Origin of the sequence: Komagataeibacter swingsii (assembly GCF_003207895.1) — a bacterium.
GTDB lineage: Bacteria > Pseudomonadota > Alphaproteobacteria > Acetobacterales > Acetobacteraceae > Komagataeibacter > Komagataeibacter swingsii.
On record NZ_NKUB01000008.1, the window covers coordinates 49824 to 63331 of the forward strand.

The window sequence follows — 13508 nt, forward strand, 5'->3', positions numbered from 1 at the left end:
ATTGATAAGAAAAATATTTTTATTATTCACAAATGACATAAATATCGGGTTGCGGGAGACTCCTGTTTCCATCCGTGCCGTGCGGACGGGCAGAGAATCAGAAGTGTAACGGATAATGTTCCAGTGGCTCGTAAAACGGTCCATCCGTGTGGCGTATGGATTGGAACAGGGTGAAATGGCCGATCGTCCGCGCCTCGGTCGCGGGAAGCGTGGTCGCAAGCCAGCGCTGCCTGCGGGCCTGGTCGGGGCGTTCCATCCGGCCGATGGTGACATGCGGGGCAAAGTGGCGGCTGTTCCGTTCGCCCCCGGCCGGAATTGCGCGGTTCAGGCCCTTGCGGACCTTCTCGCGCAGCGTCATCAGGGTGTCGTCGGGCGCGCAGCCAACCCATAACGTATCCGGCGCGTTCGGGCGGGTGGGGGTAAACAGCCCCGGTCCATCCAGCCGCAGGACAGGCGGCGTGGCGCGGATGGCGGAAAGGGCATGATGGATTTCTTCCAGCAGGTGGGGATGGGTGACCGCCCCGATGAAATGCAGGGTAAGGTGGTAGGTTTCGGGCGGCAGCCACGCAACATCGGGCAGGCCGCCACGTAATTCACCGATCGCATGAAGCAGGGCGGGCGGAAGTTCCAGGCCAACGAAAAGACGCATGGGAAATACCTGCAGACAGGAGAAAACGGCACGTGCCGTGATGGTCGGGTGTACAGTATATATAAGGTGATGTGCCGACGGCATGCGTTGCCGTATTGTAATGTATTGGACACGCTCCCGTTCTTGAACGTGTTCTAACATATCCCCAAATGCTGGGAGAGGCACGTCAGTCAAGGACGTGGAGGAAGGAAACACAATGGCTTTTGGCCCTGATTCGCGGAGTTTCATCCGCCCCACCGCTGATAGTGCCGCAGGTCCTGTCGATATGGGCCTGCGCGCCTATATGTTGCGAGTCTATAACTGGATGGCATCCGGACTGGTCCTGACCGGGCTGGTGGCCTACCTGATCGCAAACACCAGCCTGCAGGCCCTGTTCTACCAGCATGTGCCCACCCCGATGGGCATGGCGCTGAAACCTACGGCGCTGTCCATGCTGGCCATGATCGCCCCGCTGGGCTTCGTGCTGGTCATGTCGTTTGGCGTGAACCGGCTGTCCGCCCAGGCCGTGCAGACGTTGTTCTGGCTGTTCTGTGGCGTGATGGGCGCCAGCATGTCCAACATCTTCCTGGTGTTTACCGGGGTGTCGGTCACGCGTGTCTTTTTCATTACCGCCGCCACCTTCTGCACCATGTCGATCTGGGGTTACACGACTCGTACCGACCTCAGCCGCTTTGGCTCCTTCCTGATGATGGGGCTGTTCGGCCTGATTATCGCAGGCGTGGTGAACATGTTCCTGCACAGTCCGGGCCTGTATTTCGTCTATAGCGCTGTGGGCGTGCTGCTGTTTGTCGGCCTGACCATGTTCGATACGCAGCAGATCAAGGCGAATTACCAGCAGTTCGCCTATTATGAGGGGCCGGAACAGGCGGCGAAGCGGTCGGTCTATGACGCGCTGAACCTTTACCTGAACTTCATCAACCTGTTCCAGTTCCTGCTGCAGTTCATGGGCGTGCGGAACAACAGCAACGACTGAACCCGCAGGAGTCCTGTAGAACCAGCACCGCATCGGTCTGGTATGAGAATATGGAAGGGTCGCCACACAAGTGGCGGCCCTTTTTGCATGGAAAAGGTTACGAACCACGCACACAGTTAAAAAAGATAAGACTTATTCATATATAGAAAATATAAGATGACATGAGTGTGAGGTTCATGACACTCAGGGAACCCATTGTAAAATATGGATTTTCTTAGATAAATTTTTAGCAATGAAATCTATTGAAATATTATGTGAAGGCTTGCCTCTGAGGCCGTTCAGGTCGGATAACCCTTGAATAGAAAAACTATATGAAAGGGTATGCGGCACAGAACATGCGCTTCAGCACACAGGACGGCGTCGCGATTTATGGTCCGATCTGCCCTGACAGTAATAATTACGTAAGGTCTGGCGGGCCGTATTGATCAAGATCATGGTCAGCCGGTCGGCAACTAACTCATGACGGATGCAAACCGAAAAAGGCCGTGTGTCGATTTCGGAAGTCGACGTAGGCGCGATGTCGCTGGGTGCCAGGGGAAAGTCGGATGCATTTTCCCTGCCAAGCGTATAACGTGGCCGTTGTTGTCTAAGCCCGTGGATGAAGCGAGGATGTGAGCAAAACAGGGTGATGTCGAAACCAACGAGGCGTGAGATGAAGAAAAAAATCTTGCCAAGATTAACGAAGCTGATGAGCCTATCTTCGGCAGCGCTGTTAGCAGGCTGTACGTGGGATACGCTCGACCCCAAAGGCGTGATCGGTGCTCAGGAAAAAAGCCTGATCCTGACCTCGACCTACGCGATGCTGCTGGTAGTCATACCGGTCTGTATCCTGACGCTGCTGTTCGCATGGCAGTACCGTCAGTCCAACACTTCGGCCGAATACCTGCCGAAATGGTCGCATTCCAACAAGATCGAGGTGGTTATCTGGGCCATTCCCAGCTTGATCATCCTGTTCCTGGCGGTGCTGACCTATCAGACATGTCATTCGCTTGACCCGTACAAGCCGCTTGAGGCTGAAGCCAACGTCAAGCCTATTCATGTCGATGTTGTGGCACTGGACTGGAAGTGGCTCTTTATCTATCCGGATGAAGGGATCGCGACCGTCAACCAGATGGCCATGCCGGTAAACACGCCGGTTGATTTCCGGATCACCTCTGACTCCGTGATGAACTCCTTCTTCATCCCGCAGCTCGGTACGATGATCTACGCCATGGCCGGGATGCAGACACAGCTGCACCTGATCGCGAACGAAGCTGGTGATTTCCAGGGTGAATCTTCCAACTTCAGCGGCCGTGGCTTCTCCGACATGCGTTTCCGTGCGCTGGCAATGCCTGCGGACCAGTACAGCGCGTGGGTCGAGAAGGTTAAGGCTTCTTCCGAACAGCTGGACAGCGCAAGCTATCCGAAGCTGGCCGCGCCGAGCGAGGCCAATCCGGTTGAATACTTCTCGCATGTCGATGCGGGTCTCTTCGATGACATCGTTGCCAAGTACAACAACGGCATGGTCATGGATAAGAGCACCGGCAAGATGCTGCATGTGCAGCAGTCCGCGATGTCCGACATGAACATGAAGGAATAGGACAGATGTTAGGCAAATTAACTTTGTCGGCCATTCCTTATGATGTGCCGATCCTTGTTGGGACGTTCATCGGTGCGGCCATTGCTGGCCTGGCCGTTGTCGGTCTCATCACCTATTACGGTAAATGGGGCTACCTGTGGCGTGAATGGCTGACCTCGGTCGACCACAAGCGCATTGGTGTCATGTATATCGTTGTCGCGCTCGTGGCGCTGTTCCGTGGTTTCGCGGACGCGATCATGATGCGTTCCCAGCTTGCGCTGGCCTATGCCGGTAACCCCGGCTACCTGCCGCCGCACCATTATGACCAGATCTTCTCCGCGCACGGCACGATCATGATCTTCTTCATGGCCATGGCGTTCATGCAGGGTCTGATGAACATCGTGGTGCCGCTGCAGATCGGTGCGCGTGACGTGGCCTTCCCGTTCGTGAACACGCTGAGCTTCTGGATGACGACCGTCAGCTTCCTGCTGGTCAACGTCTCGCTGTTCATCGGTGAGTTCTCGCAGTGCGGCTGGCTGGCTTACCCGCCCCTGTCCGAACAGCAGTTCAGCCCCGGTGTCGGTGTCGACTATTACATCTGGGCGGTGCAGCTGTCCGGTGTCGGCACGCTGCTGACGGGTGTGAACTTCTTCGCGACCATCGTGAAGATGCGTGCGCCGGGCATGACCTACATGCGTATGCCGGTGTTCACCTGGACCATCTTCTGCACGACCGTGCTGATCATGGTGGCCTTCCCGATCCTGACCGTGGCCATTGGCCTGCTTGGTCTGGACCGTTACCTGGGCATGCACTTCTTCACCAATGACGGCGGCGGCAACCAGATGCTCTATCTGAGCGTGATCTGGGGCTGGGGCCATCCGGAAGTGTACATCCTTGTCCTGCCTGCCTTCGGCGCCTTCTCCGAAATCACGCAGACCTTCTCCCGCAAGCCGCTGTTCGGCTACAAGACCATGGTCTACGCGACCGCTTCCATCATGGTCCTGTCGCTGGTTGTGTGGGTTCACCACTTCTTCACCATGGGTGCCGGCCCGAACGTCAATGCGTTCTTCGGTATCATGACGATGGTCATCGCGGTTCCGACCGGGGTGAAAATCTTCAACTGGCTGTTCACGATGTACAAGGGGCGTATCGAATTCCACGCGACCATGTACTGGGTGATCGGCTTCATGATCACCTTCTCCATCGGTGGTATGACCGGTGTCATGCTGGCAATCCCGGCGTCTGACTTCGTTCTCCACAACTCCCTGTTCGTTATCGCCCACTTCCATAACGTGATCATCGGTGGCGTTTACTTCGGTTACGTTGCCGCCATGAACTTCTGGTTCCCGAAGGCTTTCGGCTTCAAGCTGAACGAAGCCTGGGGCAAGCGTGCGTTCTGGTGCTGGTTCGTTGGTTTCTATGTTGCGTTCATGCCGCTTTATGTCCTCGGTTTCGAAGGCATGACCCGTCGTATGAACCACTACGACAACCCCGAATGGCATCCCTGGCTGCTGATTGCTGAAGTTGGCGCGGTTCTGATCGCTATTGGTATCGTGTGCCAGCTGACCCAGCTGTATGTCTCGATCCGTGATCGCAACCTGGCCGAAAACCGTGACCTGACGGGCGATCCCTGGAACGCACGTACGCTGGAATGGTCCACGTCTTCGCCGCCGCCGTTCTACAACTTCGCTATCCTGCCGGAAGTCCACGAACTGGACGCCTTCGCCCATGACAAGGAAGCCGGTATCGACACGCGTCAGGCCGGTGGCAACTATCAGCCGATCCACATGCCCAAGAACACGGCATGCGGCTTCCTGATCGGTGCCTTCAGCTTCGTGATGGGCTTCGGTGCGATCTGGTACATCTGGTGGCTGGCGGCTGTTGGTCTGATCGGTGTCATCGCTACGGTGATCGCCCGTTCGTCCGACAACGACGTCGACTACTATGTGCCGGTGTCCGAGGTGGTCCGCATTGAGCAGGAGCACACCCATAACCTTATGGCAGCACAGGCAGCGGAATAATGGCGCAAAACATGACTGCTGATGCAGCCCATGCCCATGATGAACACCACGAATCTCCCGTGGTGTTCGGGTTCTGGCTGTATCTGATGACGGACTGCATCATCTTCGGTACACTGTTTGCAGTGTTCGCGGTGTTGCGTGACCAGTTTGCCGGCGGTCCGACCGGCCACGAAGTGTTCGAACTTTCGGGTGTTGGCATTGAAACGGCAATCCTGCTGTTCAGCTCCATCACCTACGGTTTCGGCATGATCGCCGCCCATGAGAACAAGGTCAGCACCATGCGGACCTGGCTTGGGGTGACCTTCCTGCTGGGGCTGGGCTTCCTGTTCATGGAAATCCGTGAGTTCTCCCACATGATTGCCGAAGGTAACGGCCCGGATCGCAGTGCGTTCCTGTCCGCCTTCTTCACGCTGGTTGGCACGCATGGTCTGCATGTCACCTGCGGCCTGCTGTGGATGGCTGTCCTGCTGTTCCAGACGGCTGGCAAGACCGAGCTGAACGAACGCATGATCGGCAAGCTGACCTGCCTCAGCCTGTTCTGGCACTTTCTGGATATCGTCTGGATTTGTGTCTTCACCTTTGTCTATCTGATGAGTGTGATCTGATGGCAGACCATATTTCTTCCTCGGGAGAGAGCCACGGGAGTGTAGGGTCTTACCTTACCGGGTTCGTACTTGCCGTTATCCTGACGGTTGCATCCTTCGGTCTGGTGATGTCGCATGCGATGTCGCCGGCTGGCACCGGCGGGGCGATTGCCCTGCTGGCGGTGGTGCAGATTGTTGTTCACCTCATTTACTTCCTGCACATGAACGGTTCGTCCGAACAGCGCTGGAACGTCATGGCATTTGTCTTCACGGTGCTTTCGGTCCTGGTCCTTGTGGCCGGCACGATGTTCATCATGCATGACACGGCCATCAACATGATGTCGCGCTAAGCGGTGTCATGTCTGGGTGCGGGGGCAGGCAACTGCCCCCGTGCCGGGCGGCATAAAAAAAGACCGGCACGAGCAATCGTGCCGGTCTTTTTTTATGGGGTAACCCGATGGGAAAGGCGGGATCAGCCTTTCTGGGGTTCGGGGGAAAGCAGCTCTTTCTTGTTGGGCTTGTCTTTCCATTCCTCGGCATCGGCCGGGGCATCGATCTTGCGTGTGATGTTGGGCCACACGGCGGCGTATTTGGCGTTCAGCTCGGCCCAGGGGGTGGCGCGGTCGTCGCTATCGGGGAAGATGGCCTCAGCCGGGCATTCCGGTTCGCACACACCGCAGTCGATGCATTCGTCCGGGTTGATTACCAGAAAGTTCTCACCGGCGTAGAAGCAGTCAACCGGACAGACTTCGACACAATCTGTGAATTTGCAGCGAATGCAGTTTTCGGTGACCACATAGGTCATCGCCTATCTCCGATCATTATTTGTGCGGCCTGCGGCAATAGGCCCGGCCATGAAAAGGGACGAGGCGCCGCATGGGGCATGACCTCATCAGGAATGGCGGAAGATATGAGAGTGTTTTCGGGCCGTGGCAAGCCCAAGACGGCGGCTAATGCATAATCATGGCCTGTATTGGCCTGTTGGCCACAATATTCAGACAGTTTCCGGAACAATTTCATACAGGAGTTGTGCAAGTGGGGCGGACTGCCGCCGCCCGGCACACGCCACGACACGTATGACGATCACCGTCTGCCGGTCCGGCGATGGCAGGGTCAGGATATCGCCCACATGCACCTGCGCATGCGCCTTCGTCACGCGCTGGCGGTTGATCCGGACATGACCACCAGATGCGATCCTGGCACAGGTGCCGCGGCTGCGGCCAAAACGGGCATGCAGCAGCCACAGGTCCAGCCGCTGGTTCATGATGGGATCAGGTGTCTGCGTCATGGTGGTCAGGGCCGGTTGAACAGGGTGGCCAGGGCGGCGAAGGGACTGTCGGCCCGTTGCGTGTGGCGGATTGCTGCCGGTCGCCTGCCGTTGCGGGCGGATGCGCTCCGCACGTCTTTTTCCCGGCCACCGTTTTCGGTTTCGGGCAGGAAACGGATCATCACCGGGGCGGGTGGCCCATAGCGGTTCGCCGCCATGGGACGTGGATGGTAGACACGCATGTTCAGCCCTTTCATCACCGCAGGCAGCATTTCGCGCCGTATGCCCAGTCGCGACGCCAGATGGGGCGGCAGCGGCACGGGTGCCCGGCGTGTCATGCGTGCCAGTTCAAGGATGAATTTTTCCGCGATATCCAGTCTGATCCGCACAGGCCCCGCATCCAGCCAGCCCATCCGGTCCATGAAGGCGGGCGGCAGGGCGTCGGGCGATAACGTGATGCGGCCCATGGCGGGCAGGGGCGGGCAGGGCATGTTCAGGCTGATCGCCACCAGCCAGCCCCGCAACTGCATGGGACGTTCCTTCAGGATCGCGGGCATGAACAGGCTGTAGTGCCCGACGCGCACCCCCAGACGCCGCAGCCGGTGGACCATGTCATGCGCCAGACGTTCGCCGCGATGGAGCATGGCGACTCCCGCGCCTTCCATAAGGCGATGGATGATGCCGCGCAGTTCGGGCGTGCTGGCCACCGCGGCCTGCACGGCAAACAGGGGGGCAAGATGTTCGCGCACGACCTGCCCCAGCCATGTCTGCAGGCGGTTGCGGATTCGCTCGCGCTGGGCATTGTCCAGCAGCGGGTTGTCCAGCACCTGCGGGCGCGGCGAGAGCAGGTCGCTGCCCGGCTGCATCCGCGCGATGGGCATCTCCTGCCACAAAATATGTGACCCGTCGGCTGAAAAGGCGAACTGCTGGTCATCATCCTGCACCAGGGCCGCGACACGGCGCGGGATTTCGCTGCGCACCGCCCGCCGTGCCGCGCGCATGAGCAGGCGCCCGTCCTCGGCATCGGTATGATCGCCCGCGATCAGGTCCAGCCCGGCAATGCGGCCGACCTCGTGGCCTTCCACCACGACATTGCCCTGTGCCGTCACGGCGGAGAGCAGGTCGTCATGCCCGCCTTCGTCCAGCCTGCGGATCAGGGTGGTGGCGCGCCGGTCCACGAAGCGCGCGGTCAGCTGTTCATGCAGGACATCGGACAGCCTGTCCTCCGCCTCCCGCGTGCGGGCCTGCCAGTGTTCGGCATTGGCGACCCAGCCGGGGCGGGCGGCGATATAGCTGCACACGCGAATGCCCGCCAGACGCTGCATGAGCGAGTCTATGGTGCCCGCCGTCTGGAAGAAATGGGTGATCTGGCTGTCCATCCACGCCGATGGAATACGGCCGTCCTGAATCAGGTGGGTAAAGATCCGTCCGCACAGGCGGATATGGCTGTCATCGCCCAGCTTGCGGAAATCCGGTATCTGGCAGCTTTCCCACAACAGCCGCGTCGCCGCGCGGGAATGGACCAGTGGGCGGATATCGCTGTTCCCCGCCAGCGCAGACAGGGCCAGTACGTCGCTTGCCTCGTGCCCCGCGATCAGTTCAACGCGGGGGGAAGGGCGGTTGAGGCTGGACAGCAGCCGGTCGGGTGAGGAGAAATCCAGGTCGCTGTTGCGCCATGCCAGCCGGGTCAGTGGGTCGAAGCGGTGTTCCTCCACCGCTTCGGCCAGTTCCTCGGACAGGGGCGGGCAGGTCCCCGTGGTGCCGAACGTGCCATCGCGCAGCCCGCGTCCGGCGCGGCCCGCCACCTGCGCGATTTCCCCCGCCGCAAGCGGGCGGATGCGCGTGCCGTCGAATTTGGAGAGGCTGGCGAAGGCCACATGGTTCACATCCATGTTCAGCCCCATGCCGATCGCATCGGTCGCGACGAGGTAGTCGACCTCCTTTTCCTGGTACAGCGCCACCTGCGCGTTGCGGGTGCGCGGCGAAAGCTGCCCCATGACAATGGCGCAGCCCCCCCGCCTGCGGCGCAGCAGTTCGGCAATGGCGTAAACCTCGCCCGCGGAAAAGGCGACAATGGCCGATCGTGGCGGCAGGCGCGTCAGCTTGCACGCGCCCGCATGCGCCAGTTGCGACAGGCGGGGGCGGTGTTCGATCTCGATGCCCGGCACAAGGCGGCGGATCAGGTTGCATATGGTATCCGCGCCAAGGAACATGGTTTCCGACAGGCCGCGCGCATGCAGCAGCCGGTCGGTAAAGATGTGGCCACGATCCGGGTCGGCGCAGAGCTGGATTTCATCCACCGCCACGAATTCCACGCGCCGGTCCAGCGGCATGGCCTCCACCGTGCATGAAAACCAGCGTGCCCTTGGCGGGATGATCTTTTCCTCGCCCGTGATCAGGGCAACGGCCTGCGCGCCTTTCTGCGCCACCATGCGGTCGTAGTTTTCACGCGCCAGCAGCCGCAGGGGGAAGCCGATGATACCGCTGGAATGCGAAAGCAGCCTTTCGATGGCCAGATGGGTCTTTCCGGTATTCGTCGGGCCGAGCACCGCCCGGACCAGCGTATCGGAATGGGGGCCGGAACCACGTCCGGCCGCTGCGCGATAGGGGCCACCAGTGCCCTTGGGTACACCCGTCATGGATGTATGCTCCGGCCAAGTGGCGGCAAATGCAAGCAAAACCACATGCCGGTCGCGATGGGGTGTTGCGTTGCCCGGGCGGGGGACGCACCCTGCCGGAAATAGGAACATATGCAGGGAAGGGAGATGCGATGAACGCGTTGGAAACGCAGGACTGCCTGATCGCGGCGGGGGATGTGCGCGACGGGCCTGTGGGCATGGTGCATGCCATCCGTCCCTCGGCGATGGGGGAACTGGATGCGGTGGTGGGCGAAGTGGCGGCCCGTTTTGCCCGCCAGGCCGGTTTTGCCGCCCGCTATGGCCAGGTGCACCTGCTGCCCGGCGCCGATGGCACGATCACGACAGCCCTTCTGGGCATCGCGGAACAGGCGGACGGCACCGACCCGTTCGTGTTCGGGGCGCTGCCCGACTCGCTGCCAGCCGGGTCATGGCGGGTCAGTGCGCCTGCGGATGTGCAGGCGGCCGATATCGCGCTGGGCTTCTGCCTTGGCGCCTATCGCATGCCCGCGTTCGGGCGTGACGCGGCCCCTGCCGCCCCGGCCGCGCGGCTGGTGGTGGATGCGGGGGGACAGGCCGCGGCCGGCATGGCGCGGTGCATCAACCTGGCCCGTTCGCTGATCAACACGCCGCCCAACCTCATGGGGCCGGATGACCTGGCCAGGGCGGCCGAAATGGCGCTGGCCCCGCTGGGGGCGGATGTATCGGTCATTCGGGGGGTACGGCTGGCGCAGGAATTCCCGACCGTGCTGCATGTCGGCGCGGGATCGGACCGCGCGCCCTGCGTGGTCGAGGCCCACTGGCAGGGCAGCACCGCCACCGAGACGGCGCCACTGGTGTCGCTGGTGGGCAAGGGCGTGTGTTTCGATACGGGCGGGTATGACCTCAAGCCCCCGTCCTCCATGCTGCGGATGAAAAAGGACATGGGGGGCGCTGCCATCATGCTGGCCCTTGCGCGCCTGGTCATGCTGCGTGACCTGCCGGTCAGGCTGGAACTGCGCCTTGGCTGCGTGGAAAACAGCGTATCGGGCCATGCCATGCGGCCATCCGACGTGGTGAGGACACGCGCGGGGCTGACGGTTGAAATCGGCAATACCGATGCCGAGGGCAGGCTGGTCCTGTGCGACCTGCTGCATGCGGCGTGCGAACGCCAGCCCGACCTGCTGGTGGATGCCGCGACCCTGACCGGGGCGGCCCGCGTGGCGCTGGGGCCGGATGTGCCGGCGGTGTTCAGCAACCATGACGGAACGGCGGGGGTGTTTGTGGCTGCCGGCCTGGCCTGTGGGGACCCGCTGTGGCAGTTGCCGCTGTGGCCGGGTTACCGGAAATGGCTGCGCAGTCCGGTGGCGGATATGAACAATATTTCATCCAAACCCATGGCGGGGGCGATCACGGCGGCGCTTTTTCTAGAGAATTTTGTCAAAACTGATGTGCGCTGGGTTCATATCGATACCTACGGATGGAATGATTCGGCACGGCCCGGACGACCGGAAGGCGGAGAAAGTCTTGGTTTAAGAGCGGTTTACGAAGGGATGTTAAAAATATTTAATATCGAGGACAGATTGCATCACTAAAGAAACAATGCCGGATGCGAACTAATTTGGTTGGTGCGACTTATATATGCCGTAAATGCTAATTATATAGGCAGAACCATAAGGCATCATTCCAGTCCACCCGATTCCGCATCCATGCGCGCCGGTGTGCAGGCTGATTTCTGACAGAGGATTTCCACCGATGAACAAGTCATCAGACACCAACACGGATCAGATGATCAATTCGCTACGCGATACCATTGTCGCGATGGTCCGCCGCGACGGCCCCGACCTGTCGGCCCGGCAGTTGGCCGTGTTCCTGACCTGCTACCTGCGTGGCGACGGCTCGCATACCGTGCGTGGCCTCGCGGCGGAACTGAACGTGTCCAAGCCCGCCATCACCCGCGCGCTGGACCGGCTGAAGGCGCTGGACCTTGCCCGTCGCGCGCCGGACCCGATGGACCGCCGCTCGGTGCTGATCAAGCACACCATCAAGGGCAAGGCCTACCTGCGCGACCTGTGCAGCATCGTGAATGAGGCGGCAACGCAGGAAAAGGCGACGGCCCCGGCCCGCAAGGCCACGCGCACGCGCCGGACCGAGGAACAGCGCCGCGCTGGCTGAGTTACATGAAGGGTCGCTTCATGCTTGAACGGACAGAAGGTTTCAATTCCATGCGCATTTCACGCCGTCTGGTTGCCCTTGCCATGATCATGGCGCCGCTTGCGGGCGCACCGGCACTTGCACGGGCCGCGGAATCATCGCTTGGCACGCCGTCTGGGCAGGTCACGATGAAGTTCAAGTCGCTTGATATCGGGGTGGGGCACACATGGGGCACCGGCAAGCTGGTGTTCCAGCACCACACCTACCGTTTCAAGATCGAGGGCGGTTCGCTGGCGGCCGTGGGCTATGCCAATATCACTGGCCATGGGGAGGTTTATAACCTGACCCGGGTCAAGGATTTTGAAGGCAGCTATGCCGCGGTCAACGGGGATATCACGGCCGGGACCGGCGTGGGGGCCGTGCTGCTCAACAACCCCGCCGGGGTGCGTATCCGCCTTGATACGTCCAGTACGGGTGGCCGGCTGGCCGCCGCCGCGCAGGGCATGAAGATTACCCTGACCAAATAAGATCCGCTGTCAGGACAAACGAATCAGGGGGAAGGGCAAGCAGGCCGTTCCCCCTGTTTTTTTGCTACCATGGCAGGCCGGGAACACGTCCCACCCGGCGTATGACGTTGGTAATCCATACAAGCTGGATCAGGCTTGCAACCAGCACGATGGGGCCGGGACTGGCCCATCCCATGCCCACGACCACGGCCCCCATGCCGCCGTACACGGTGCCCGCCCATGCCACGACCGTAATATCGGCGGCCCGCATGCCGCTGCGATGGGCCATCTGGTAGAAATGTTCCCGGTGCGCCCGCATGATGGGACGGCGGCAGTATATCCGCCGCAGCAGGGTTGCAATGACATCCACCAGCAGCCCCGACAGCATGAGCGGCATGAGCCATGCCCCGTGGGCCAGTTGCGGCATGTCCGCCATGCGCAGGCCCAGCGCCCCCAGCACCAGCCCGCAGCACTGGCTGCCCACATCGCCCATGAACAGCCGTGCATGGGGAAAGTTGAAGGGCAGGAACCCCGCGCAGGCGGCCGCCAGCATCAGGGCGCTGCCCCATGTTTCCACCCCGCCGCCCGCTAGCATGCACAGCACTGCCGTCATCACGCCCGCGATCAGCGTGCACCCGCTGGCCAGTCCGTTCAGCCCGTCCATGAAATTGATGCAGTTGCACAGGGCCACCAGCCATGCGACCCGCAGCCCAAGCCCGCCTGCTGTCAGCGCCTGGACCGCCCCGCCCGCCATGTCGCCCCACGCCACCAGCACGGCGGCTGCGACCTGCGCCCCCAGTTTCCATATCGGTGGCATGGGCTGCATGTCATCACGCCACGAAAACAGCCCCAGCCCCACCGTGGCAAGCAGCAGCGTCACGTCCGCCGTGTCCGCGTGGCGGTGGCAGATCATCTGCCCCAGCGGCACGCCCACCACGAATACGATCAGGATCGCAAGCCCGCCGCCCTTGGGCACCGGCCTGTCATGGGCGCTGCGCCCGGTGGGGTAATCCAGCACGCGCATCGCGATCACCCGGCGCGACAGCACGGCGGACATCAGGGCCGCCACCACCACAAACAGCCCGAAAAAGACGTTTTCGGCATGAAATGAATGGGACATGGTCATGAAAGCTGGAAGGGGCGCATGATCTCTCCTTCTTGCCCTGCATCTGCTCGGCTAT

At 61.0% G+C, this 13508-nt stretch carries 13 protein-coding genes; 8 read left to right on the forward strand and 5 right to left on the reverse strand.

The genetic code is table 11. The features are described 5' to 3' along the window. Nucleotides 1-97: 97 nt before the first annotated feature. Nucleotides 98-649, reverse strand: a complete 552-nt coding sequence (gene thpR / locus CFR76_RS08070) for an RNA 2',3'-cyclic phosphodiesterase (RefSeq protein WP_110556671.1) — start codon at nucleotides 647-649, stop codon at nucleotides 98-100. A gap of 196 nt (nucleotides 650-845) precedes the next feature. On the opposite strand from thpR, the gene CFR76_RS08075 reads away from it, so the two are divergent. The 5 genes from CFR76_RS08075 to cyoD all read left to right on the forward strand — a co-directional run bounded on the left by CFR76_RS08075 (nucleotide 846) and on the right by cyoD (nucleotide 6135). Beyond that, nucleotides 846-1622, forward strand: a complete 777-nt coding sequence (locus CFR76_RS08075) for a Bax inhibitor-1/YccA family protein (protein WP_025437650.1) — start codon at nucleotides 846-848, stop codon at nucleotides 1620-1622. A gap of 652 nt (nucleotides 1623-2274) precedes the next feature. After that, complete coding sequence (cyoA, locus tag CFR76_RS08080; RefSeq protein WP_167402082.1) at nucleotides 2275-3201, forward strand: ubiquinol oxidase subunit II; 927 nt, start codon at nucleotides 2275-2277, stop codon at nucleotides 3199-3201. Nucleotides 3202-3206: 5 nt separating this feature from the next. Further along, nucleotides 3207-5201, forward strand: a complete 1995-nt coding sequence (gene cyoB / locus CFR76_RS08085; RefSeq protein ID WP_110556673.1) for a cytochrome o ubiquinol oxidase subunit I — start codon at nucleotides 3207-3209, stop codon at nucleotides 5199-5201. Continuing rightward, on the forward strand, nucleotides 5201-5806 hold the full coding sequence (cyoC, locus tag CFR76_RS08090) for a cytochrome o ubiquinol oxidase subunit III (RefSeq protein ID WP_010507645.1): 606 nt from the start codon (nucleotides 5201-5203) through the stop codon (nucleotides 5804-5806). Before cyoB ends, cyoC begins: the two co-directional genes overlap by 1 nt. After that, nucleotides 5806-6135, forward strand: a complete 330-nt coding sequence (cyoD, locus tag CFR76_RS08095) for a cytochrome o ubiquinol oxidase subunit IV (protein WP_026018424.1) — start codon at nucleotides 5806-5808, stop codon at nucleotides 6133-6135. Before cyoC ends, cyoD begins: the two co-directional genes overlap by 1 nt. A 122-nt stretch (nucleotides 6136-6257) precedes the next feature. On the opposite strand, the gene fdxA is transcribed toward cyoD, so the two are convergent. The 3 genes from fdxA to CFR76_RS08110 all read right to left on the reverse strand — a co-directional run bounded on the left by fdxA (nucleotide 6258) and on the right by CFR76_RS08110 (nucleotide 9691). Next, nucleotides 6258-6590, reverse strand: a complete 333-nt coding sequence (fdxA, locus tag CFR76_RS08100; protein ID WP_010507641.1) for a ferredoxin FdxA — start codon at nucleotides 6588-6590, stop codon at nucleotides 6258-6260. A 189-nt stretch (nucleotides 6591-6779) separates the two neighbouring features. Next, entirely contained in the window at nucleotides 6780-7073 is a 294-nt protein-coding gene (locus CFR76_RS08105; RefSeq protein WP_110556674.1) for an RNA-binding S4 domain-containing protein, read from the reverse strand. Nucleotides 7074-7078: 5 nt separating this feature from the next. Next, nucleotides 7079-9691, reverse strand: a complete 2613-nt coding sequence (locus CFR76_RS08110; protein WP_110556675.1) for a helicase-related protein — start codon at nucleotides 9689-9691, stop codon at nucleotides 7079-7081. A 131-nt stretch (nucleotides 9692-9822) separates the two neighbouring features. Here CFR76_RS08110 and CFR76_RS08115 point away from each other — a divergent pair, with 131 nt between their 5' ends. From CFR76_RS08115 to CFR76_RS08125, 3 genes are all read left to right on the forward strand, one after another. Next, a complete protein-coding gene (locus CFR76_RS08115) occupies nucleotides 9823-11262 on the forward strand; it encodes a leucyl aminopeptidase family protein (RefSeq protein WP_110556676.1) in 1440 nt (479 codons plus the stop codon). A gap of 160 nt (nucleotides 11263-11422) precedes the next feature. Beyond that, nucleotides 11423-11842 (forward strand): MarR family winged helix-turn-helix transcriptional regulator, encoded by a 420-nt coding sequence (locus CFR76_RS08120; protein WP_025437657.1) that lies wholly within the window; start codon nucleotides 11423-11425, stop codon nucleotides 11840-11842. Nucleotides 11843-11862: 20 nt separating this feature from the next. Further along, on the forward strand, nucleotides 11863-12348 hold the full coding sequence (locus tag CFR76_RS08125; protein ID WP_110556677.1) for a hypothetical protein: 486 nt from the start codon (nucleotides 11863-11865) through the stop codon (nucleotides 12346-12348). A gap of 64 nt (nucleotides 12349-12412) precedes the next feature. Here the strand turns inward: CFR76_RS08125 and CFR76_RS08130 are convergent, their stop codons facing one another. Continuing rightward, entirely contained in the window at nucleotides 12413-13447 is a 1035-nt protein-coding gene (locus CFR76_RS08130; protein ID WP_244191835.1) for a glycosyltransferase family 4 protein, read from the reverse strand. Nucleotides 13448-13508: the final 61 nt, after the last annotated feature.

Bases quoted from the DNA above. Each gene is read 5' to 3' on its own strand.
- thpR (WP_110556671.1), bottom strand. From the start codon at position 649: ATGCGTCTTTTCGTTGGCCTGGAACTTCCGCCCGCCCTGCTTCATGCG.
- CFR76_RS08075 (WP_025437650.1), top strand. From the start codon at position 846: ATGGCTTTTGGCCCTGATTCGCGGAGTTTCATCCGCCCCACCGCTGAT.
- cyoA (WP_167402082.1), top strand. From the start codon at position 2,275: ATGAAGAAAAAAATCTTGCCAAGATTAACGAAGCTGATGAGCCTATCT.
- cyoB (WP_110556673.1), top strand. From the start codon at position 3,207: ATGTTAGGCAAATTAACTTTGTCGGCCATTCCTTATGATGTGCCGATC.
- cyoC (WP_010507645.1), top strand. From the start codon at position 5,201: ATGGCGCAAAACATGACTGCTGATGCAGCCCATGCCCATGATGAACAC.
- cyoD (WP_026018424.1), top strand. From the start codon at position 5,806: ATGGCAGACCATATTTCTTCCTCGGGAGAGAGCCACGGGAGTGTAGGG.
- fdxA (WP_010507641.1), bottom strand. From the start codon at position 6,590: ATGACCTATGTGGTCACCGAAAACTGCATTCGCTGCAAATTCACAGAT.
- CFR76_RS08105 (WP_110556674.1), bottom strand. From the start codon at position 7,073: ATGACGCAGACACCTGATCCCATCATGAACCAGCGGCTGGACCTGTGG.
- CFR76_RS08110 (WP_110556675.1), bottom strand. From the start codon at position 9,691: ATGACGGGTGTACCCAAGGGCACTGGTGGCCCCTATCGCGCAGCGGCC.
- CFR76_RS08115 (WP_110556676.1), top strand. From the start codon at position 9,823: ATGAACGCGTTGGAAACGCAGGACTGCCTGATCGCGGCGGGGGATGTG.
- CFR76_RS08120 (WP_025437657.1), top strand. From the start codon at position 11,423: ATGAACAAGTCATCAGACACCAACACGGATCAGATGATCAATTCGCTA.
- CFR76_RS08125 (WP_110556677.1), top strand. From the start codon at position 11,863: ATGCTTGAACGGACAGAAGGTTTCAATTCCATGCGCATTTCACGCCGT.
- CFR76_RS08130 (WP_244191835.1), bottom strand. From the start codon at position 13,447: ATGTCCCATTCATTTCATGCCGAAAACGTCTTTTTCGGGCTGTTTGTG.